General features: G+C 71.4%; 20 protein-coding genes. 15 read left to right on the top strand and 5 right to left on the bottom strand.

Going from position 1 to position 20,261, the window contains the following annotated elements:
• The first annotated feature begins 6 nt into the window (after window positions 1–6).
• From ACFYRX_RS06995 to ACFYRX_RS06960, 8 genes are all read left to right on the top strand, one after another.
• A complete protein-coding gene (locus ACFYRX_RS06995; protein ID WP_389097277.1) occupies window positions 7–1,596 on the top strand; it encodes an AMP-binding protein in 1,590 nt (529 codons plus the stop codon).
• Window positions 1,593–2,753, top strand: coding sequence for a thiolase family protein (locus ACFYRX_RS06990; RefSeq protein ID WP_389097276.1), 1,161 nt, complete (start codon window positions 1,593–1,595; stop codon window positions 2,751–2,753). The genes ACFYRX_RS06995 and ACFYRX_RS06990 overlap by 4 nt, the downstream gene beginning before the upstream one ends.
• Complete coding sequence (locus ACFYRX_RS06985; RefSeq protein ID WP_389097275.1) at window positions 2,750–3,145, top strand: Zn-ribbon domain-containing OB-fold protein; 396 nt, start codon at window positions 2,750–2,752, stop codon at window positions 3,143–3,145. Before ACFYRX_RS06990 ends, ACFYRX_RS06985 begins: the two co-directional genes overlap by 4 nt.
• 152 nt (window positions 3,146–3,297) lie before the next feature.
• Complete coding sequence (locus tag ACFYRX_RS06980) at window positions 3,298–5,823, top strand: nitrate- and nitrite sensing domain-containing protein (protein WP_389097274.1); 2,526 nt, start codon at window positions 3,298–3,300, stop codon at window positions 5,821–5,823.
• 2 nt (window positions 5,824–5,825) lie between these two features.
• Complete coding sequence (locus ACFYRX_RS06975) at window positions 5,826–6,260, top strand: roadblock/LC7 domain-containing protein (RefSeq protein ID WP_389097273.1); 435 nt, start codon at window positions 5,826–5,828, stop codon at window positions 6,258–6,260.
• A 17-nt stretch (window positions 6,261–6,277) separates the two neighbouring features.
• A complete protein-coding gene (locus ACFYRX_RS06970; RefSeq protein ID WP_389097579.1) occupies window positions 6,278–6,646 on the top strand; it encodes a DUF742 domain-containing protein in 369 nt (122 codons plus the stop codon).
• A complete protein-coding gene (locus ACFYRX_RS06965; RefSeq protein ID WP_389097272.1) occupies window positions 6,627–7,220 on the top strand; it encodes an ATP/GTP-binding protein in 594 nt (197 codons plus the stop codon). The genes ACFYRX_RS06970 and ACFYRX_RS06965 overlap by 20 nt, the downstream gene beginning before the upstream one ends.
• A gap of 84 nt (window positions 7,221–7,304) precedes the next feature.
• Window positions 7,305–8,087: a FadR/GntR family transcriptional regulator gene (locus tag ACFYRX_RS06960; RefSeq protein WP_389097271.1), complete on the top strand. Its 783-nt coding sequence runs from the start codon at window positions 7,305–7,307 to the stop codon at window positions 8,085–8,087.
• A 4-nt stretch (window positions 8,088–8,091) separates the two neighbouring features.
• Here the strand turns inward: ACFYRX_RS06960 and ACFYRX_RS06955 are convergent, their stop codons facing one another.
• From ACFYRX_RS06955 to ACFYRX_RS06945, 3 genes are read right to left on the bottom strand one after another with little or no spacing between them, the layout of a single operon-like run.
• The gene (locus ACFYRX_RS06955; RefSeq protein WP_389097270.1) at window positions 8,092–9,114 is read right to left on the bottom strand and encodes an LLM class F420-dependent oxidoreductase; all 1,023 of its coding nucleotides are present in this window, start codon (window positions 9,112–9,114) and stop codon (window positions 8,092–8,094) included.
• Window positions 9,111–10,247, bottom strand: a complete 1,137-nt coding sequence (locus ACFYRX_RS06950) for an acyl-CoA dehydrogenase family protein (RefSeq protein WP_389097269.1) — start codon at window positions 10,245–10,247, stop codon at window positions 9,111–9,113. The genes ACFYRX_RS06955 and ACFYRX_RS06950 overlap by 4 nt, the downstream gene beginning before the upstream one ends.
• Window positions 10,248–10,292: 45 nt before the next feature.
• Window positions 10,293–11,060 carry an enoyl-CoA hydratase/isomerase family protein gene (locus ACFYRX_RS06945; protein ID WP_389097268.1) on the bottom strand — a complete coding sequence of 256 codons (768 nt, stop codon included), beginning with the start codon at window positions 11,058–11,060 and terminating at the stop codon, window positions 10,293–10,295.
• Between the two features lie 95 nt (window positions 11,061–11,155).
• Here ACFYRX_RS06945 and ACFYRX_RS06940 point away from each other — a divergent pair, with 95 nt between their 5' ends.
• From ACFYRX_RS06940 to ACFYRX_RS06930, 3 genes are all read left to right on the top strand, one after another.
• A complete protein-coding gene (locus tag ACFYRX_RS06940; RefSeq protein WP_389097267.1) occupies window positions 11,156–12,022 on the top strand; it encodes a crotonase/enoyl-CoA hydratase family protein in 867 nt (288 codons plus the stop codon).
• A gap of 65 nt (window positions 12,023–12,087) precedes the next feature.
• A complete protein-coding gene (locus tag ACFYRX_RS06935; RefSeq protein ID WP_389097266.1) occupies window positions 12,088–13,689 on the top strand; it encodes a GMC family oxidoreductase in 1,602 nt (533 codons plus the stop codon).
• Between the two features lie 129 nt (window positions 13,690–13,818).
• On the top strand, window positions 13,819–15,219 hold the full coding sequence (locus ACFYRX_RS06930; protein ID WP_389097265.1) for a glycoside hydrolase family 1 protein: 1,401 nt from the start codon (window positions 13,819–13,821) through the stop codon (window positions 15,217–15,219).
• Here the strand turns inward: ACFYRX_RS06930 and ACFYRX_RS06925 are convergent.
• Both ACFYRX_RS06925 and ACFYRX_RS06920 read right to left on the bottom strand, forming a co-directional pair.
• Entirely contained in the window at window positions 15,198–15,698 is a 501-nt protein-coding gene (locus ACFYRX_RS06925) for a MaoC family dehydratase (protein WP_389097264.1), read from the bottom strand. The two genes, ACFYRX_RS06930 and ACFYRX_RS06925, sit on opposite strands and share 22 nt — an antisense overlap.
• Before the next feature lie 26 nt (window positions 15,699–15,724).
• Complete coding sequence (locus ACFYRX_RS06920) at window positions 15,725–16,546, bottom strand: enoyl-CoA hydratase/isomerase family protein (protein ID WP_389097263.1); 822 nt, start codon at window positions 16,544–16,546, stop codon at window positions 15,725–15,727.
• Between the two features lie 108 nt (window positions 16,547–16,654).
• Between ACFYRX_RS06920 and ACFYRX_RS06915 the strand changes: the two genes are divergently transcribed.
• Genes ACFYRX_RS06915 through ACFYRX_RS06900 form a run of 4 tightly spaced genes read left to right on the top strand, consistent with a single transcriptional unit; the run spans window position 16,655 to window position 20,238 of the window.
• Window positions 16,655–17,776 (top strand): acyl-CoA dehydrogenase family protein, encoded by a 1,122-nt coding sequence (locus ACFYRX_RS06915; protein WP_389097262.1) that lies wholly within the window; start codon window positions 16,655–16,657, stop codon window positions 17,774–17,776.
• Window positions 17,777–17,795: 19 nt separating this feature from the next.
• Window positions 17,796–18,974 carry an acyl-CoA dehydrogenase family protein gene (locus ACFYRX_RS06910; protein WP_389097261.1) on the top strand — a complete coding sequence of 393 codons (1,179 nt, stop codon included), beginning with the start codon at window positions 17,796–17,798 and terminating at the stop codon, window positions 18,972–18,974.
• Window positions 18,974–19,483, top strand: coding sequence for a nuclear transport factor 2 family protein (locus ACFYRX_RS06905; RefSeq protein ID WP_389097260.1), 510 nt, complete (start codon window positions 18,974–18,976; stop codon window positions 19,481–19,483). The genes ACFYRX_RS06910 and ACFYRX_RS06905 overlap by 1 nt, the downstream gene beginning before the upstream one ends.
• Window positions 19,483–20,238: an SDR family NAD(P)-dependent oxidoreductase gene (locus ACFYRX_RS06900; RefSeq protein WP_389097259.1), complete on the top strand. Its 756-nt coding sequence runs from the start codon at window positions 19,483–19,485 to the stop codon at window positions 20,236–20,238. Before ACFYRX_RS06905 ends, ACFYRX_RS06900 begins: the two co-directional genes overlap by 1 nt.
• The last annotated feature ends 23 nt before the right edge of the window (window positions 20,239–20,261 follow it).

Here is a 20,261-nt window from a genome sequence, read left to right as displayed (position 1 = left end):
CATCGCATGCATTCCGCCCGCCGCCTGACGTTCGGCGACCTCATCCGCGAGCACCGCAGGTCCTACCCCGACGGAGTCGCCCTCGTCGACGGCGACACCCGGCTGACCTGGCCGCAGCTCGACGAACGCACCAACCGGCTCGCCCACGCCCTCACCGAGGCGGGCGTCGGCACCGGCGACCGCATCCTGTGGCTGGGCCAGAACTCCTTCCGCATCTGGGAGCTGCTCGGCGCCGCCGCGAAGATCGGCGCCATGGTCTGCCCCGGCTACTGGCGCTGGGCCGCCCCCGAAATGGCGTTCGCCGTCGAGGACTTCGACCCCCGGGTCGTGGTCTGGCAGGACGAGGAGATCGGCGACACCGTACGCAAGGCGCGGGCCGAACTGGGCACCGACCACCGGGCGTTGTGGCTGCGGCACGACACGCAGAGCACCGCGGAACCCGACTCCTACGAGTCCTTCCTCGCCACCGGCTCCCCCGAGGGCCCGCCCGCGGACCTCGAGGTGGATCCCGACTCCGCACTGCTCGTCATCTACACCGCGGCGATCTCCGGACGGCAGTCCGGCTCGATGCTCTCGCACCGCAACCTCCTCGCCATGGGCGCGAGCGCCGCCTGGATGGGTGACATCGGCACCGAGACCGCCTTCCTCGGCGCCGGACCGATGTTCCACATCGGCAACTACCAGTTCTGGGGCGTCCCGGCCTTCGTCCACGGCGGCAAGAACGTCATCGTCCGCCGCGTCGTCGCCGAGGAACTGCTCCCGCTCCTCGCGGCGGAACAGTGCACCCACGCCTATCTGATGCCGCCGACCATCGCCCAGCTCGTCGCCCTGAACCGCGAGGCCGGACATGATCTCTCCCACCTGAAGGCGAGCGTCGCCGCCCCCCTGTGGCAGGGCACCGTACCCACCGACACCAGCCGCTTCACCCGCAACGGCGGCGGCGAGGGCCGCGGATACGGGCAGACCGAGGTGACCGGCTTCGCCGTGACCGGCGCCTACGGCGGCACCGGCACCGGCAACGCGGGACGCCCCGGCCCCTTCACCGCCGTACGCGTCCTGGACGGCACCGGCGAGGAGTGCGCGGTCGGCGTGGCCGGCGAGATCTGCGTCCGCGGCGACCTCGTGCACCTCGGCTACTGGAACCGGCCGGAGATCAACGAGGAACGCTTCCGCTTCGGCTGGTGGCACACCACCGACCTCGGCCGACGGGAGAGCGACGGCACGATCAGCTTCCTCGGGACCACGACCCGCATGCTCAAGTCGGCCGCCGAGAACATCTTCCCCGCCGAGGTCGAGAACTGCATCGAAGCGCACCCCGCTGTGAAGGAGGCAGCCGTGATCGGCGTGCCCAACGAGCGCTGGGCGCAGGACGTCAAGGCGGTCGTCGTACTGCGCCCCGACGCCGAGCCGGTCACCGCGGCCGACGTCATCGAGCACTGCCGGGCGCGGATCGCCTCGTACAAGAAGCCGAAGACGGTGGAGTTCGTCGAGGCGCTGCCGCGCACCAAGGACTACGCGAAGGACTACGAGGCGCTCGACGAGCGCTTCGGCGGGGGCGGTTACCCCGGCGGCGACACGCTCGGCGCCGGACGATGAACCCCGCGGACCGCCGGCTGCCGGTCGTCGTCGGCGTGCACGCCACCGAACAGGCGCTGTCGCTCCCGGACCGGGACGCCATGGACCTCGCGCTGGAAGCGGTGAGCGGCGCCATCGCGGACGCCGGGCTGACACCCGACGACGTGGACGGCGCCCAGGTCGACTGGCCCGGTCCGGGCGGCGTGCCCGGCGAGGGCAGCTCCTGGGCGCGGATCCTCGGCCGGGACCTGCGCTGGACCAGCGACTCGATGCTCGACAACGCGGGCTCGCGAGGCTTGCTGAAAGCGGCGGCCGCCGTCCGGGCAGGGTTCGCGGACACCGTCGTGGTCGGCGGCTGCAAGCTGGTCGCGCGCGGGGCGGGCCCGGTCGGCGCCGGGACGCCGCTGGAGTTCGCCGACGTCTGGGGCAGTTACGTCGTCGCCCAGTTCGCGCTGGTGGCGGCACGGCACATGCACGAGTACGGGACGACCCCCCGCCAGCTCGCGGAGGTCGCCGCCACCATCCGCAACAACGGCACCACCAACCCGGAGGCGATGATGTACGGCCGCGGCCCGTACACCGCCGCCGACGTGCTCGCCTCCCGCATGGTCGCGACCCCCTTCCATCTGCTGGACTGCTGCATCGTCGGCGAGGGCGGCGCCGCGCTCGTCGTGACCACCGCCGAACGCGCCCGCGACCTGCCGCACCCGCCCGTGGCCGTCCTCGGCGGCGGCATGGAGTACCACCAGGCCGCGTACGCCAACCCGGCGCTGCACCGGGAGGTCGGCGGGCTCGGCCGCGACGCCGCCACCCGTGCCTATGCGATGGCCCAGGTCAGCCCGCACGACGTGGACGTCTTCTCCCTGTACGACCCCAACTCCTTCGAGATCATCAGGCAGTTGGAGGTTCTCGGGCTGTGCGGGGAGGGCGAGGGCGGGCCGCTCGCCGCGAGCGGGGCCATCGCCGTCGGCGGCAAGCATCCCGTCAACCCGGACGGCGGCTGTCTTTCGTACGCCTGGAACGGGACGCAGCAGATGACTCTCAAAGTCGTGGAAGCCGTACGGCAGTTGCGCGGCACGGCGGTGCACCAGGTCGAGCGCGCGGAACTGGCGGTGGTCGGGAACGCCGGCTCGGGAGCCCAGCACTACGAGATGAGCGTCCTCGGGAGGATGCGATGAGCAGGCCCGTCCCCGTCCCCACCGAGCTGTCCCGGCCGTTCTGGGAGGCCGCCCGGCGCGGCGAGCTGGTGGTCCCGCAGTGCCCCTCCTGCGGGCTGCGCTTCTTCGTTCCCGAACCGGCCTGCCCCGGCTGTATGACGCGGGACTGGGGGTACGCGCCCAGCGCGGGCCGGGGGAGCGTCTACTCGGTGACCGTCGTGCACCGCGCGCCCGGCCCCGGCTTCGAGACCCCCTTCGCGCTGGCCGTGATCGACCTCGACGACGGGGGCACCCTCCTCTCCCACGTGGACGCCGGAGACCCCGACAACGTGGTCATCGGAATGCGCGTGCGCGTGGACTTCCGCGCCCTCACCGACGAGATCGCGCTGCCGTACTTCGTACCGGAGAGGTGAACGACCCCCGGGGCCGCTCCACAACCTCACCATAATTTAAACACCGATTACTCTAAGTGTATTGAGTTAGCGGTTTCCAGCGATAGCATCTCCCGCATCGCGCGGGCCCCGCTGGGGCGGCCCGCCTCTGTGAGCATCGCTGAGGTCCTGAAGTGGCAGTGCATGCGCGAGCGTCGAACAGACAGGGCCGACGGGAACCCCGAGCCGGAAGGCAGCCCGCGCTGCGCACGGTCCTGCTCGTCCTGGCCCTGGTGCCCATCGTGACCCTGGTGGCGCTGTGGGCGGTCGACTCCGAACAGCTCTACTCCGACTGGCGGCGCCAGCAGGACCGCAACGACGTCTCCACACAGGCCGCCCGGCCGGTACTGGGCGCCTTCTTCAGCCTGCAGGAGGAACGCCGGCTCAGCGCGGCGGCCCTGGCCGACCCCGCCGGGTACCAGAAGCAGCTGACCGCCCAGCGGACCCGAACCGACGCGGCCGTCAAGGCTGTGGAGGCGCTGCCCGACAGCGGGTGGAACGCGCCGGCCGACATCCGCGGCGACGTCGTCGACCTGGACAGGGCCCTGCGGAACCTGCCGGACTACCGCGCGGGCGTCGACGGGCGGACCACCTCGCCACAACGGACGTTCGACAACTACACGGGTCTGATCTCCCGGCACCTGAAGGTGTTCAACACGCTCAGCACCGTCGGCCTGCCCGGCATCGACCACCTGGTGCGCCCGGTCATCGACGAGAACTGGGGCGCCGAGATGATCTCGCGTGAGGACGCGCTGTTCACCCGCGCCTCGGCGAGCGGCAAGCTCACCGGTGACGAGCGGGCACAGCTCGCCGGCTGGATCGGCGCCCAGCAGTTCATCTACGACGACAAGGTCGTGCCGCTGCTGTCGGACGACGAGGCGCGCCAGTTCCGCGCGCTCATGGCGGGCAGCGTGTGGAAGAAGAAGACCGCCGTTGAACAGGCCGTGCTGGCGGGCTCCGCCACCGGCGGCGACACGGACCGGTTCTCCAAGGAGCTCGGGCGGAACTGGCGCGACAGCGTCCAGCAGGTCACCGCGCAACTCCAGGTGCGCAACGCCGCCTACGCGAAGACACTGACGGCCGCCACCGACAAGCAGTTGCGGGCGATGGAGACCCGGCTGATCGTCACCAGCGCCACCAACGCCGTCGCCGTACTCGTGGTCGCCCTGATCACCGCCCTGTTCACCCGCATGCTGCGCCGCAGGATCTCCGCACTGCGCACCGCCGCCACCGACCTGCAGACCCGGCTGCCGGACGTGGTGGCCCGTCTGCGCCGGGGCGAGGTCGTCGACCCCGACGCCGAACTCCCGGCGATCCAGCACGGCGGCGACGAACTCGGGCAGCTGGGCCGGGCCCTCAACCTCGCTCGCCACACCGCCCTGGACACCACGGTGGCCCAGGTGGGCCAGCTCCACGGCTTCGAGAAGCTTCTGCAACGCATCGCCCGGCGCACCCAGTTGCTCATTGGCCTGCAGATGAAGAAGCTCAGCGAACTGGAGCGCAAGCACGAGGACCCCGAGATCCTGGAGGACCTCTTCGACCTCGACCACCTCACCGCGAGGCTGCGCCGCTATGAGGAGAACCTGGTCATCCTCGGTGGCGGCCAGCCCCAACGGCGCTGGCGCAAACCGGTGTTGGTGCTGGACGTGCTGCGCTCCGCACAGAGCGAGGTGCAGGACTACCGGCGGATCCAGATCGAGGTGCAGGGCCGCGTCTGGCTGTCCGAGCGAGCCGTCGGCCTCGTCATCCACGTTCTGGCCGAGCTGATGGAGAACGCGGTGGGCTTCTCCCGGCCGCCGACCCCCGTGGAGGTGTACGCAGCCCAGGTGGGGCGCGGTCTCGCCGTGGAGATCGAGGACCGCGGAGTGGGCATGGACGCCGGGCAGTACGAGGCGGTCAACCACCTGATGGCCGACCCGCCCCGCATGGACGTGATGTCGCGGGCCGACGACGTCAGGCTCGGGCTGTACGTCGTCGCCCGACTCGCGCAGGGCCTGGGCATCCAGGTGGAGTTGCGGCCCTCGGCGTTCGGCGGCACACGGGTGGTCGTCCTCATCCCGGACGAACTCGTCGTCATCGAGGACTCCGGGCCCGTCGAGGAGATCGTCACTTCCTGGCCGCCCACGCCCGACCCGGTCGCGTCGGCCGTAGAGGCGGCACCGGTCGCGGCTCACGGTCCGGACCCGCGCGTCCGACAGCCGGCCACGAGTGGTGCACCGCCCGGTGCGGCCGCCTTGCGGGAGAGGCTGCAGAACGGCGCGTCGCGCCCCCGTCCCGTACCGCACCAGCCGGGCACGGGGGAGGACCCGGCCCGCGCCCCGCGCCGGCGTCTCCCGTCCCAGCCGTTCGACATGCCGCCGGTCCACCCGGCACAGGCCGCCCCCGGCGCGCCGACCCGGACCGCCGCCCCGGATGTGCGACCGCTGCCCAAACGCGTGCGCCAGGCCAGCCTGGCCGACGAACTGCGCGACCCCGACGCGGCCGCACAACCCGCCCCGGACGAGCGGGAGGCCCGCCCCCGGCCCGCACCGGCCCGCTCCGGCGCCACCGTCGGTGCCTTCCAACGCCAGTCCCGGATGGCCCGGCGTACCACCACCACGGCAGACCACGGCCCCGCCGACGCCCTGCCGACCCGCAGAAGTTCCCCGACGGAAGACTGACCATGACGCTGCGAACGACCGCCACCCATCAGGATCTCGACTGGCTGCTGGACGGCCTCGTCGAACAGGTCCCCGGCACCCGGCACGCCATCGTGCTGTCCGACGACGGCCTGGTGGTGAGCCAGTCCAGCACCATCGCCCGGGGCGACGCCGAGCGCCTCGCCGCCGTGGCCACCGGCCAGCAGAGTCTGGCCCGCGGGGTGGGGACGCTCTTCGACGGGGGGCCGGTCCACCAGGTGATCGTCGAGCTGGCCGACCTGTGGCTGTTCATCTCGGCCGCCGGCCGTGGCACCCACCTGGCGGTCGTGGCCTCCCAGGAGGTGGACGCCGAACTGATGGCCGTGGCCATGCACACGCTCATGCAGCAGGTCGGCCGGCGCCTCGGCGCGGAGGCACGCGTCGTCATCCCCACCGTCGAGGGCGGTGTACGTGAGTGAGCCACTGGACGGACGGCATGGAGGCGGACGACGCGGACGCCCAGTCCGTGCGCCCCTACACGATCACCCGGGGCCGCACCGCACCGGTCCGTGACGACCTCACCCTGATCACCCTCGTCACGACCGTCGAGCCGGAGGCCCCTGGTGGGTCCTCGCGCGGTCTGCAACCCGAGCACCGCGCCATCCTGCGGCAGTGCCGCACACCGGCGGCGGTGGCCGAGATCGCCGCCGGACTGGACCTGCCGATCTCGGTGGCCAAAATTCTGATCGACGACCTGGTCGCCCTGGGCAGGGCGACCACCCGTCCGCCGCTCGCAGTCGCGGCAGGAAGCACCGTGGACATGAACCTACTTCGGGCGGTGAGGGATGGCCTCCGTAGACTCTGACCTCACCCCACGCACCGTCGGCGCGGCTCCCGCGGCCGTCAAGATCCTCGTGGCCGGCGGCTTCGGCGTCGGCAAGACGACCCTCGTCGGCGCGGTGAGCGAGGTGGCGCCCCTGCGCACCGAGGAGTACCTCACCGTCGCCAGTGTCGGCGTCGACGACGTCGATGGCGTCGAGCGCAAGTCCACCACCACCGTCGCCATGGACTTCGGCCGCATCATGGTCAGCCCCCGCCTTGTGGTCTACCTCTTCGGCACGCCAGGACAGGAGCGCTTCTGGTTCATGTGGAACGACCTCGTGCACGGCGCCCTGGGCGCGGTCGTCCTCGCCGACACCCGCAGACTGGAGAGCAGCTTCGCGTCCATCGACTTCTTCGAGAGCCGGCGCATTCCCTTCGTGGTGGGCGTCAACTGCTTCCACGGGCGCCGGGACCGGGACGAGGGCGAGGTGCGCGAGGCGCTCGATCTCGACCCCGACGTCCCGCTGATGATGGGAGACATGCGCGAACGGTCGGTCGGCCGCGACCTGCTGCTGTCCCTGGCCGACCACCTCATCCGAACCAACTCGATAACCTAGTTCAAATAGTTATCTAGTTGTACAGTGGGTCATCCGGTTCGGGCCGCGCTGCGCGCCTGCCGGTCGGACGGAGGTGGTCCCGCGATGAGTGAGACCGGAAGACGGGTCGGCGGCGGGATCAACGGCGGCCAGGTGCGGGTCCCCAAGATGGCCGAGCTGGTGGCGGCACGGCTGCGCCGGATGATCGTGCGCGGCGAACTCGTCGAGGGGGACGCGCTGCCGTCCGAGACGGCCCTCATGGAGGAGTTCGCCGTCTCCCGGCCGACGCTGCGTGAGGCGTTCCGGGTCCTCGAGTCCGAGTCGCTGATCAACGTGCGCCGGGGCGCCCGCGGCGGCGCACGGGTCCAGGTCCCGGAGGGCACGGTGGCCGCCCGCTACGCGGGCGTGGTGCTGGAGTACCGGGGGACGACCCTCAAGGACGTGTACGACGCCCGTACGGTCATCGAGGCGCCGTGCGCCGGACTGCTGGCCGAGCGGCGCACCGACGAGGACCTCCAGCGGCTGCGGGCCGCCGTCGCCGAGGCCGAGGAACTCATGGACGACCCGTCGGCGTTCATCCGCGCCCACATGGAATTCCACGCCCTCGTCGTCGAGTTGGCGGGCAACGAGACGCTCGCCGTGCTCAACGGCATGGTCCGCCACATCATCGACCAGGCGAACTGGTCCCACGTCGACCTCGACGCCGGCAGCCCCGAGAACATCCGGGCCAACCGCCGGGGCTTCCGGGCCCACGGCGCTCTCGTGGACCTGGTCGCCGCACGCCGGAGCGAGGACGCCGAGGAACTGTGGCGGGTCCACCTCCAGGAGGCCGAGGACTATCTGCTGCAGAGCAGGTCCATGACGACGGTCCTGGACCTGCTCGGCTGACCGTTCAGCTCTCGCGCAGCTCCCGCACGATCGGCTCCCACACCTCGGCGTCGATCTCGTACGCGGTGTAGAAGGACACCCGGTCGACGAGTGCCCCGTACCGGCGCCGGATCTCGTCCGCCACCCGGTCCGGTTCCGCCACCACCGCGAAGGTGCCCAGCACCTCGTCGTCGACGAGCCGGCCCATCGCCTCCCACTTGTCCTCGCGGGCCGACTTCGAGAGCGCGTTGAGCTCGTCGCCGAGTTCGCCCCAGCCGTGCAGTTCGAGGACCCCGCGGTAGGCGGGCGTACTGCCGTAGAAGGCGATCTGGCGACGGGTGCCGTCCACCGCGCGGGCCATCTCCTCCTCGGTGCGGCCGGTCGCCGTCAGCAGCAGATGGGACACCGAGAAGTCGCCGCGCGTACGGCCCGTGGCCGCGAGGCCGGCCTCCACGGTCGGCAGCGTGACCTCTCGCAGATAGCGCTCGGTGGTGAACCCGTGCGCGAGGAGCCCGTCCGCGACCTCGCCCGCCACCCGCGTCATCGCCTCCCCGACGGCGGCCACGAACACCTTGGGCGCGCCGCCGGTCGCGGGTGGCGGGGAGAAGAAGGGCGCCATGAGGGTGTGCGTGTAGAAGTCGCCGCGGAAGTCGAGCTTCACGCCCTCGTTCCAGGCGGCCCAGATGGCGTGCAGCGCGCTCACGTACTCCCGCATACGGGCCGCGGGCCGGCTCCACGGCATCGAGAACCGCCGCTCGATGTGCGGTTTGATCTGGCTACCGAGACCGAGGGAGAAACGCCCACCGGAGTAGGTCTGCAAGTCATGCGCTGTGTACGCGAGTTGCATGGGGGAGCGGGCGAAGGCCACCGCGATGGCGGTGCCGACCTCCAGGCGGTCGGTGTGTTCGGCCGCGAGCAGCAGCGGCAGGAACGGGTCGTGCTTGGACTCCGACGCCCACAGGCCGTCGTAGCCGGCCTTCTCGTGGTGCCGGGCCTCCTCGACCACCTCGCCGGTGCTCCACACGTTGAGTTTGCCGTCGACCTTCATGCCGCTCCTTCGACCGCGTCCAGTCCGATGCGCCGTGCGAGCAGTTCCCGGTGGTACGCCGGGTCGCCGAACAGCAGTTGTGAGGTCTTGGCCCGCTTGAGATACAGATGGGCCGGGTGCTCCCAGGTGAAGCCGATACCGCCGTGGACCTGGATGTTCTCTGCCGTCGCCCGCAGACAGGCGTCGGAGCAGAAAGCCTTGGCCAGGCTCGCCACGGCGGGCAGGTCCGGGGTCTCGTTCTCGGCGGCGAGCAGCGCGTAGTGCGCGGCGGCACGCGCCGACTCCACCTCCAGGAGCACGTCGGCCAGCAGGTGCTTGACGGCCTGGAAGGAGCCGATCGCCCGCCCGAACTGGTGCCGCACCTTGGCGTACTCCACCGCCATGTCGAGCGTGCGGGAGGCCACGCCGACCTGTTCGGCGGCCAGCGCCACCGCGGCCCGGTCCAGCACTTCCGCGACCAGCTCCCAGCCGTCGCCGTGGGTCCGCAGCCGGGTCGCCGGTACGCCCGCGTAGTCGAGGCGTGCCTGCCGACGCGTGGGATCCATGGTGGGCAGCGGAGTGCGGCTCAGGCCGGGCGCGTCGCCGTCCACGAGGAAGACGCCGACGCCGTCCTCGGTACGGCCGACGGTGAGCACGACATCGGCGGCCGCGCCGTCGAGGACGAACGTCTTGTGTCCGTTGAGCACCCAACTCCCCGCCGATTCGCGGGCGGTGAGCCGCACTCCCGTCTCGTCCCAGCGGGCGGAGTCCTCGGTCAGGGCGAGCGTCGCCACGAGCTCGCCGGAGGCCAGCCCCGGCAGCAGGCGCTTACGGGCCTCCTCGTCGGCGCACCGCAGCAGCGTGGTCGTCGCGAGCACGGCCGAGGACAGGAAGGGCGCGCACAGCAGCGCACGGCCCATCTCCTCCATGACCACGCCCACTTCGACCGGCCCGCACCCGGCCCCGCCGTACTCCTCGGGTACGGCCAGCCCCTGGAGCCCCAGCTCCGATCCCATCCGGCGCCACAGCGCCCGGTCGAAGCCCTCCGGGGTCTCCATCAGGCGCCGCACCTCGGTCTCGGGCGAGGTGTCCGCGAGGAACGCCCGTACCGTGCGCCCGAGTTCCTCCTGCTCCTCGCTGAACGCGAAGTCCATCCGGGTACTCCTCTCAGGCTCGACTCGCCTGCTCAGCGCTCGGGTTCAGCGTCGGCCGCGCGACGCGATGATCCGCTCGACCGCGGCGATGTGGTCCGGGGCGTGCATGGTGTCCCGCTCGGCGAGCAGGGCCGGTTCCATCACGGTGTCGAGGGCCTGCTCCAGGTGCCGGTTGACCGCGCGCTTCGTCTCGCGCAGCGCCTGCGCGGGCAGGGCGGCCAGGCGTCCGGCCAAATCCATGGCCTCGTCCAGGAGCTTGTCCCCGGGCACGGCCCGGTTGGCGATGCCCAGCCGGACGGCGTCCTCGGCGCTCACCCGGTCGCCCAGGAACAGCAGTTCCTTCGCCCGGGTCAGCCCCACGAGCAGCGGCAGGACGTACGCACCGCCGTCACCGGCGACGAGTCCGACCTGGACGTGCGGGTCGGCGACGTAGGTGTCGTCGGCGATCAGCACGAGGTCGCTCAGCAGGGCCAGGCTGCAACCGAGGCCGACGGCCGGGCCGTTGACCGCCGCGATCACGGGGAGGGGGCAGCGGACCAGGCCGGTGACGATCCGCCGGGCCTCGTCGACGTTCTGCTGCCGGAAGGCGCTCTCGCGCTGGACCCGGGTCATGATGTCGAAGTTGCCGCCGGCGCTGAACGCCCGGCCGCGCCCGGTGAGCACGATCACCCGTGCCTCCGGGTCGGCGGCGATCTCCTCCCACACCGACGCGAGTGCGGTGTGCAGCTCCTCGCTCATCGCGTTCAGCTGCTCCGGCCGGTTCAACTCGACCAGCCGGACCGGCCCGACGGCCGTCACCACCAGATCCGTCATCTCCACCGCCATCGTCCAGGATCAGTTATGAGAGTTGAATGCTATAACTAATTAAGCTTTCTGGGAACCGGCCCGCGGAGTGACGGAGGACGCGCATGGCGGAGCAGGAGTACGAGACCGTGCGGGCCGAGGTGGCCGATCGGATCCTCACGGTCACACTGAACCGGCCCGAGCGGCTCAACGCCTTCAACCCGCAGATGATGCAGGACCTGCTCGACGTCCTGGACGCGGCCGACGCGGACGACGGGATACGGGTGACCGTCGTGACCGGCGCCGGACGCGGCTTCTGCGCGGGCGCCGACGTCAGCTCGGGCGGCTCCTCCTTCGACCACCGCAAGGCGGGCGCCTGGCACCGGGACACCGGCGGCCGGGTCGCGCTGCGGATCTTCTCCAGCACCAAACCGGTGATCGCGGCGATCAACGGCCCGGCGGCCGGTGTCGGCGCCAGCATGACCCTGCCCATGGACATCCGCCTCGCGTCGACCTCGGCGAAGTTCGGCTTCGTCTTCGCGCGCCGCGGCATCGTGCCGGAGTCGGCGGCGAGTTGGTTCCTGCCGCGGGCGGTCGGTGTGCAGCGGGCCATGGAGTGGGTGGCGACGGGCCGCGTCTTCGGCCCCGAGGAGGCACTGGCCGCCGGGCTGGTCCGCTCCGTCCACCCCCCGGAGGAACTGCTGCCGGCGGCGTACGCGCTCGCCCGGGAGATCGCCGAGAACACCTCCGCGATCTCGGTGGCCCTGTCCCGCCAGATGATGTGGCGGATGCTCGGCGAGCCCCACCCCATGGCGGCGCACCGGCTCGACTCACGGATCATGAGCCAGATCGGCGGCGGCCCGGACCCCGTCGAGGGAGTCGAGTCCTTCCTCGCCAAACGGCCACCGGCCTTCCCCGGCCTGGTCAGCAAGGACATGCCGGCCGTCTACCCCTGGTGGCAGGAGGAGGAGTTCCGGCCCCTGGGGGAGTAAGCACCGACACCGGACAGCCGGACAGCCGGACAACCGGACGCAGGCTCGGAGCGCCAGGAGACGTGATGACGACGTTCGACTACATCGTGGTGGGTGCCGGTTCGGCGGGATGCGTGCTCGCCAACCGTCTCTCCGAAGACCCGGGGACGACCGTGTTGTTGATCGAGGCGGGCGGCAGGGACACAACACCGCTGATCAGGATGCCCAAGGGGTTCGGCAAGCTGCTGGGGGACCCGCGGTTCGCCTGGCACTACCCGGTCGAGCCGGTGGGCCCGGCCGGGCGGGTCGAGCACTGGGTGCGGGGCCGGACGCTCGGCGGCTCCAGCTCGGTCAACGGCATGGTCTACAACCGCGGCGACCGCGCCGACTACGACGAGCTGGAGCGGCTCGGCAACCCCGGCTGGGGCTGGGACACGATGCTCCCGGTCTTCCGCCGGATCGAGGACAACGCGCTCGGCGCCTGCGAAGTCCGGGGCGCGGGCGGGCCCTTGCATGTGTCGACCGCGCCGGAGCGCGAGCCGCTGTGCGAGGAGGCGATCGCCGCCGGAACCGGACTCGGCTGGCGTCGGACCGACGACCTCAACGCGAGCGACGACGAGCGCGTCGGCTACGCCATGGCCACCATCAAGAAGGGGCAGCGGTTCAGCGCCGCCCGCGCCTTCCTGCACCCGGTCGCGGACCGGCCGAACCTCACCGTGTCGGTGGACACCCTGGTGACGAGAGTCCTGACGGCCCGGGGCAGGGCTGTGGGCGTACGCACCCGCAGCGGAGGCCGGGAGGACGACGCAAGGGCTCGGCGCGAGGTGATCCTCTCTGCCGGCAGCATCGCCACGCCCAAGATCCTTCAACTGTCGGGCATCGGCCCGGCCGAAACGCTGAAGTCGGCGGGCGTCGACGTCCTGGTCGACAGCCCCCACGTGGGCGGCAGGATGCGCGAACACCGCTGCTTCGTCGTCCAGTACCGCCTGAAGGACGACCTCGGCTACAACAAGGCCCTGAGCACGCCGCTGCGGCAGGCCCTGTCGGGGGCGAAATACCTGGCGACCCGCCGCGGACCGCTGGCCGCGCCCGCCTTCGACGTCATCGCCTTCTTCAAGACCCGCCCCGAACTCGCCCGCCCCGACGCGCAGTTGCTCATCGCACCGGTGTCGCTGCTGCCGGACGTCCGCGGCAAGGAGACCGGCGTCGAGCGCGAACCCGGGGTGATGGGCCTCGGCTACATTCTGCGCCCCACCGCCGAGGGCAGCCTGCACATCACGTCCGCCGATCCCGAAGCCCCCCTCACGATCACGCCGAACTACTACGGTTCCGACCACGACCGCACTGTCGGAACCGCCCTGTTCCGCCGCATGCGGGAACTCTTCGGGACCGAGCCGATCGCAGGCCGGATCACGGCCGAGACGCTGCCGGGCCCGGCAGCCCGGGAGGACCAGGAGATCATCGACTCCGGCCTGGACCACGGGCGCTGCGGCTACCACGCGGTCGGCACCTGCGCCATGGGCCCTGCCGAGGACGACGTCGTCGACTCCCAGCTGCGCGTGCGCGGTGTCGAGGGCCTGCGGGTCGTCGACTGCTCGGTCATGCCGACGATGGTGTCCGGCAACCTCAACGCGCCGATCATGGCCATGGCCTGGCGGGCCGCCGACCTGGTTCTCGGCGACTGCTGAGCGGTCGGTGCTTTACAGACCGACGAGATCTGGCTGAAACATTGTCGTAGTTTGCTCGAAGTGTTAGCGTCCCGACGGCGGGCATTCAGTTGAATGCGCTGAACCATTTGACCGCCTGGACGGTAAACCATGAGCGATGGTTTCCTGCACGAATCCCTTCGCGGTGTCGACTGGGGGGTCGCCACCGCGGACACCATCGCGGCCCCGCCGCCGCCCCCGCCCGAACGCGGTGGACACTTCCGGCAGTGGACCGACGACATCCGGCAGCTGCTCGGCGTCCGCGCGGACACCCATCGCATGGTCGCCGGATGGCCGCGGCTCCAGCCCGAAGGACCCGGCAGCTGGGACCGGGCGGCACTGGACCGCTGCGACCGCGCACTGGACGCCCTGCTCGCGCAGGGGACGCGGCCCGCGCTCACCCTGTTCGACAGAACGCTGCCACCCTGGCTGGACGACGCCGGTGGCTGGCTCGCCCGCGACACCGCCGAGCACTTCGCCGCGTACGCCGCCGAACTGGGCCGCCGCTTCGGCGACCGGGTGGAGCGCTGGATCACCTCCACCGACCTGGCCGGCCCCACCCTCGCCGACCACGTGGCCGGAATGTACTCACCGGGCAGGGGCGCGGGCCGGGCCGGACTGCCCGCCGTCCACCACATCCTGCTCGCCAACGGACTCGCCACCCGGGCCCTGCGATCGGCGGGCGCCAGTGGGCGGATCGGTACGACGATCACCCTCGTCGGCGGCTATGCGGCCACCGACGACCCCTACGACCGGCTCGCGCTGGAGCGACTGGAGAGCTGGACGAACCGGCTGTTCCTCGACCCCCTGCTGCTCGGCGAGCACATGGTGACGGAGGATGACGTCGCGCCCGTACCGGCGACCGGCTGCGTCCGCCCCGGCGACCTGGAGATCATCGCCACCGCCCAGGACCTGCTGGGCCTGTCCTGGCACACCCCGTTCCGGGTCACCGCGCCGGAGAACCTGCCCCGCGTGCTGCCCACCACGAAGTGCCGCAGCGCCCTCAACGAGGTCAACCGCCTGCTGGTCGGCCTCGGCTTCGCCATCGTCCCCTTCGACGACGTCGAGACGACCGCCTACGGCTGGCCCATCATCCCCGAGGGCCTCGCCGACGCCGTCGCCGGCCTGTACGAGCTGTACGGCGACGACCTGCCCCCGCTGTCCGTCGTCGACAACGGCATGGGCGACCTGGACCTGGTCGACGAGACCGGACACAGTGACGACACCCGGCGCCGCGCCCTGCTCCGCGCCCGCCTGTCCTGGCTCGCGGGCATCGTCGCCGCCGGAGTGGAGGTGTGCGGCTACGAGTACTGGTCGGTCCTCGACAACCTGGAGGCCAAGTTCCGCTACACCCGCCTGTACGCGATGGCGGTCCCGGACCACGAGGTCGCACCGGGGCCCACGATGCCGTCGGACTGGGTGCACGGGGGAGCGTTCGCCGCAGAGCCCGGCACCGGTCCGAAGGGCGGACTGAGCCTCGTACCCGGGAGTCAGGGCGTCGGCGCCTCGTAGTCGCGGCCACGGATGAGCCGTACCGGGCAGTAGACCAGGACGTCCTCGTCCCGCTGGTTGCGTACGGTGATCCGGCTGGTCACGATGCCCCTGCCGGGCTTGCTGGAGGGGCGGCAGCCCGTCGTCTCCACGATCGCGTGCAGCGTGTCCCCGACGTACACCGGCCCCCGCACGGTCAGTTCCATGTGCAGGAACGCGAGACCCGTGCCGTGCAGCACGTTCGTCTGCAGGACGAGCCCCTCGGCGAGGCAGTACGTCAGGCCGCCCGGGACCAGCCGGCCGGTGTATCCGCCCTCCGCCGCGTGCGTGGCGTCCCAGAAGAGGGGCTCGGTGAAGCCGCCCCAGGTGACGAAGTTGACCAGGTCGGTCTCGGTGACGGTCCGGCGGGCGGTCCGGAAGACCTGCCCGACCGGCATCTCCTCGTACGTCAACCCCTTGACCAGGGGCGGGACTGCGGTGGTGGTCTGCTGTGGCGTCATGATCGGTCGGTTCCTCTCGTGGGTGGTCAGAGATCGAGCGGGTGCTTGCTGCCCACGCCCTCGAAGTCCGGGGCGCGCTTGTCGCGGTGGGCGGCCAGCCCCTCGACGACCTCGTGGCCGCCGAACCCGAAGAACTCCAGCCCGAGGGAGGCCTCGAAGATCGGCTGCGCGGTGCGGTACCAGTGGTTGAGGGACCGCTTGGTCCAGCTGATCGCGCTGGTGGGACCGTCGGCCAGGACGGTCGCCACGCGCAGTGCCTCGGTGTGCACGTCCGCGTCGTCCACGCACTTGGACACCAGGCCGATCCGCTCGGCCTCCTCACCGGTGAGCGCCTCGCAGGTCAGCAGGTAGTACTTGGCCTTCGCCATGCCGCACAGCAGCGGCCAGCAGATGGCCGCGTGGTCACCGGCCGCGACCCCGAGACGCGTGTGCCCGTCGACGATCTTCGCCGTACGGGCGGCGACGGAGATGTCCGCGAGCATCCCGATGACCAGGCCCGCGCCGACCGCCGGACCGTGGATCGCCGAGACGACCGGCTTGGAGCAGTTGATGACCCCGTAGACCATGTCCCGGGCCTCGCGCATCACCCGGGTACGCACCGCGTAGTCCCCGGTCATGGCATCGATGGAGTCGAAGGTCCCGCCCGCCGAGAAGGCCCGGCCCGCCCCCTGGACCAGCACGGCCCGGGTCTGCTCGTCCCGGTCGATCACCGGCCAGATGTCGGCCAGTTCCCCGTGCATCCGGGGATCGACCGCGTTGAGGTGCGGGGCGTCGAGCACGACGCGCAGCACGCCGGGCGCGGGCCGCTCGAAGGTCAGGCTCGTGAACGGGGCGTAGATATCGGTCACGTCGCGCTCCTGGTGGAATCAGTGCGGATACTATAATTATCTAACTGTATCGAGTGGAGTGCGGCAAGCGGTCGGCAGCCGCGTCGCACCGAGGACGGGAAGGAAGGCATGGACCTCACCTTCACCCAGGAACAGGACGAACTACGCAAAGTCGTACGGTCGTTCCTGGCCAAGTACTCCGACGAGGCGGCCGTACGCCGTCTCGCCGCCGACCCGGAGGGCCACGACGACCTCGCCTGGCGCCGCATGGCCGGCGAACTGGGACTCCAGGGCCTCGCCGTACCGGAGGAGTACGGCGGCTCCGGCTTCGGCTACGTCGACGTCGGCATCGTCTTCGAGGAGGCCGGCCGCGCGCTGCTGTGCGGCCCGTACTTCGCCACCGTCGCCCTGGCCGCCGAAGCCCTGCTGCGCTGCGACGACGAGCAGGCCCGGCACGACCTCCTGCCGGGCATCGCGTCCGGCGCGACGGTGGCCACGCTGGCGCTCACCGAGGACATCGGCCGCTGGGACGAGCCCGGCATCCGCCTCACCGCCCACCACACGGGGTCCGGCTGGCAGCTGACCGGCACGAAGACCTACGTCCCCGACGGCCATCTCGCCGACCTGCTCCTCGTCGCCGCCCGCACGCCCGCCGGCGTCAGCCTCTTCGCGGTCGACGCCGCCGACGCACCGGGTCTCACCCGCACACCCCTCCCCACCCTCGACCAGACCCGTAAACAGGCCCGGCTGGAGTTCACAGCCACCCCTGCCCGGTTGCTGGGCACCGAGGGCACGGCGTGGCCCGCGCTGCGACGCACCCTCGCCACCGCCTCCGTCCTGCTCGCCGCCGAACAGGTCGGGGGAGCGGCCGCGGCCCTGGACGCCGCCGTGGACTACGCCAGGATCCGGGTGCAGTACGGGCGGCCCATCGGCTCCTTCCAGGGGATCAAGCACAAGTGCGCCGACATGCTGACGGACATCGAGTCGGCCCGCTCCGCCGCGTACGGCGGACTGTGGGCACTGGACGCCGGGGACGAGACGGAGATCGCCGTAGCGGCCGCACTGGCGCAGGTCTTCTGCTCGGAGGCGTTCACCAGGGTCGCCGGCGACAACATCCAGGTCCACGGCGGCATCGGCTTCACCTGGGAGCACCCCGCGCACCTGTACTTCAAGCGGGCCAAGAGCTCCGAGGCGCTGCTCGGCCCGCCGTCGTACCACCGGGAACTGCTGGCCGCCCGGCTCGGCATCTGAACCACAGGAGGACGTTGGCATGGAGCTGGACTTCGGATCCGCCGTACGCGACTTCCGCGACGAGCTGCGGGACTGGCTCGCGGACCACCTCGTGGGCGAGTTCGCCGCGCACCGGGGCGTGGGCGGCCCCACCGATGGCGCCGCCTGGGAGGTCCGCCTCGCCTGGGACCGCGAGCTGTCCGCGGGGAACTGGCTGGGCGTCGGCTGGCCCAGGGAGTACGGCGGACGCGGTCTCGGACTCCTTGAGGAGATCGTCTTCGAGTACGAGTACGCCCGCGTGAACGCCCCCTACCGGGCCACCGGCAACTCCCTCGACCTGCTCGGCCCCATGCTCCTCAAGGTGGGCGCCGAGGAGCAGAAGAAGCGCTTCCTGCCGCCGATCCTCGCCGTTGAGGAGCTGTGGGGCCAGGGCTTCAGCGAGCCCGGCGCGGGCTCGGACCTGGCGTCGGTCCGCACCCGGGCCGAGCGCGACGGCGACAGCTGGGTGGTGAGCGGACAGAAGGTGTGGACGTCCTTCGGCATCCACGCCGACTGGCTCTACGTCCTCGCCCGCACCGATCCGGACTCCGTCCGGCACAAGGGCCTGACCATGCTGCTCCTGCCCACGGACCAGCCCGGCGTCGAGATCCGCCCCATCCGCAACCTCGCCGGCCAGGACGAGTTCGCCGAGGTGTTCCTCTCCGACGCCCGGACCGGCGCGGACATGGCCGTCGGCGAGGTCGGCCAGGGCTGGCGCACCGCGATGGCCACCCTCGGCATCGAACGCGGCACGACCCTCCTGCCCCAGCAGCTCACCTTCGAGCGGGAGGCGGAAGCGCTGATCGACCGGGCCCGGGAACGCGGAGCGCTCGACGATCCGATGCTGCGCCGTCAGATCATCGACGCCTGGATCTCCGTACGCATCATGCGCACCACCAACCTCCGCACCATCGCCGAACTCACCGCAGGCCGCACCCCGGGCGCCCAGGCCACCACGGCCAAGCTGTACGCCTCGACCCGGCACCAGCAACTCGGCCACCTCGCCCAGGAGTTGGCGGGCCCAGCCGGCCAGATCGTCGGCGAGGACTACGGCCTGGACACCCGGCAGCGCTCCTTCCTGCTCTCCCTCGCGGAGACGATCTACGGCGGATCGAGCGAGATCCAGCGCAACATCATCGGCGAGCAGGTGCTCGGTCTGCCGAAGGAGCCCCGGCCGTGATGTCGGTCGAGGAGCGCGTCGACCGCATCGAGTCGCACCTCGCCGTCCAGCAGCTGCCCGTCCGCTACGCGCTGGCCGTGGACGCCCGTGACCTCGACGCCTGGGTGCACTGCTTCCCGCCCGACGTGGACATGGGGCGCCACGGCCGCGGCCGGGACGCGTTGCGGGCGTACATCGAGCCGCTCGTCCGGGGCTTCCACCGTTCGGTCCACCAGATCTGCGGCCACCGCATCGAGTTCACCGGCCCCGACACCGCCACCGGGTCCGTCTACTGCCGTGCCGAACACGAGGTGGGGGAGCGGTGGATCGTGATGGCGATCCGCTATCTCGACGACTACGCGCGCGTGGACGGCGAGTGGTACTTCACCCGGCGCCGCGAGCAGCACTGGTACGCGGCGGATGTGACCGAGCGCCCCCAACAGGTGGGATTCGAGGGCTGGGAGGGCGCCGGAGCACCGGCCCTGCCCGCCGCCTTCCCCTCCTGGGGCGCCTTCTGGAAGGAGACGTGATGCTGCGGTTGTCGGGGAAGACAGCACTGGTCACCGGCGGCGGCCAGGGCGTGGGCCGCGGGATCGCCCTCGCCTTGGCGGCCGAGGGCGCGGCGGTGGTGATCACGGGCCGCACCGAAGGCACGCTCAAGGACACCGCCGCTGAGATCACCGGCCGCGGCGGCCGGGCCTGTGTCGTGGTCGGGGACGTCGGCGAACGGGCCGACGTCGACCGCATGGTGGCCGAGACGGTACGGGAGTTCGGCGGCCTGGACGTGCTCGTCAACAACGCGCAGACCTCGGTCCAGCGTCGGCTGGAGCAGACGTCCTACGACGATGTCGAACTCGCCTACCGCAGCGGCCCGTTGGCGACCTTCCACGCCATGCAGTCGGCCCTTCCCCAGCTGCGGGCCAGTCGCGGCAGCGTCGTCAACCTCGGGTCCTCAGCCGCGGTGCAGGGCGAGGTGAGCTTCGCCGCGTACGCGATGGCCAAGGAGGCGATACGGGGACTGACGCGGGTCGCCGCGCGGGAGTGGGGCGCGTACGGTATCCGCGTGAACGTCGTCTGCCCGGCCGCGCTGAGCCCGGCGGCGGAGGCGTACTTCACCGACCACCCTGAGAGGGCCGAACAGGTGCTGGCCGGCATCCCGCTCGGACGGATGGGTGACCCGGAGTCGGACATCGGCCGGGCGGTGGCCGCACTGGTCAGCGACGACATGGCGTATCTGACGGGGGCGACACTGATGCTGGAGGGCGGCCGTACGCTGCTCGGCTGAGGCAGGAGTTCTTCTCGCCCCCG

It is taken from the genome of Streptomyces sp. NPDC005374, assembly GCF_042872225.1.
Taxonomy (GTDB): Bacteria; Actinomycetota; Actinomycetes; order Streptomycetales; family Streptomycetaceae; genus Streptomyces.
This window is presented reverse-complemented; position numbering and strand designations above follow the sequence as displayed.

Coding starts and splice junctions, on each gene's coding strand:
- ACFYRX_RS06995 (WP_389097277.1), top strand. CDS start 7: ATGCATTCCGCCCGCCGCCTGACGTTCGGCGACCTCATCCGCGAGCAC.
- ACFYRX_RS06990 (WP_389097276.1), top strand. CDS start 1,593: ATGAACCCCGCGGACCGCCGGCTGCCGGTCGTCGTCGGCGTGCACGCC.
- ACFYRX_RS06985 (WP_389097275.1), top strand. CDS start 2,750: ATGAGCAGGCCCGTCCCCGTCCCCACCGAGCTGTCCCGGCCGTTCTGG.
- ACFYRX_RS06975 (WP_389097273.1), top strand. CDS start 5,826: ATGACGCTGCGAACGACCGCCACCCATCAGGATCTCGACTGGCTGCTG.
- ACFYRX_RS06970 (WP_389097579.1), top strand. CDS start 6,278: ATGGAGGCGGACGACGCGGACGCCCAGTCCGTGCGCCCCTACACGATC.
- ACFYRX_RS06965 (WP_389097272.1), top strand. CDS start 6,627: ATGGCCTCCGTAGACTCTGACCTCACCCCACGCACCGTCGGCGCGGCT.
- ACFYRX_RS06960 (WP_389097271.1), top strand. CDS start 7,305: ATGAGTGAGACCGGAAGACGGGTCGGCGGCGGGATCAACGGCGGCCAG.
- ACFYRX_RS06955 (WP_389097270.1), bottom strand. CDS start 9,114: ATGAAGGTCGACGGCAAACTCAACGTGTGGAGCACCGGCGAGGTGGTC.
- ACFYRX_RS06950 (WP_389097269.1), bottom strand. CDS start 10,247: ATGGACTTCGCGTTCAGCGAGGAGCAGGAGGAACTCGGGCGCACGGTA.
- ACFYRX_RS06945 (WP_389097268.1), bottom strand. CDS start 11,060: ATGACGGATCTGGTGGTGACGGCCGTCGGGCCGGTCCGGCTGGTCGAG.
- ACFYRX_RS06940 (WP_389097267.1), top strand. CDS start 11,156: ATGGCGGAGCAGGAGTACGAGACCGTGCGGGCCGAGGTGGCCGATCGG.
- ACFYRX_RS06935 (WP_389097266.1), top strand. CDS start 12,088: ATGACGACGTTCGACTACATCGTGGTGGGTGCCGGTTCGGCGGGATGC.
- ACFYRX_RS06930 (WP_389097265.1), top strand. CDS start 13,819: ATGAGCGATGGTTTCCTGCACGAATCCCTTCGCGGTGTCGACTGGGGG.
- ACFYRX_RS06925 (WP_389097264.1), bottom strand. CDS start 15,698: ATGACGCCACAGCAGACCACCACCGCAGTCCCGCCCCTGGTCAAGGGG.
- ACFYRX_RS06915 (WP_389097262.1), top strand. CDS start 16,655: ATGGACCTCACCTTCACCCAGGAACAGGACGAACTACGCAAAGTCGTA.
- ACFYRX_RS06910 (WP_389097261.1), top strand. CDS start 17,796: ATGGAGCTGGACTTCGGATCCGCCGTACGCGACTTCCGCGACGAGCTG.
- ACFYRX_RS06905 (WP_389097260.1), top strand. CDS start 18,974: ATGTCGGTCGAGGAGCGCGTCGACCGCATCGAGTCGCACCTCGCCGTC.
- ACFYRX_RS06900 (WP_389097259.1), top strand. CDS start 19,483: ATGCTGCGGTTGTCGGGGAAGACAGCACTGGTCACCGGCGGCGGCCAG.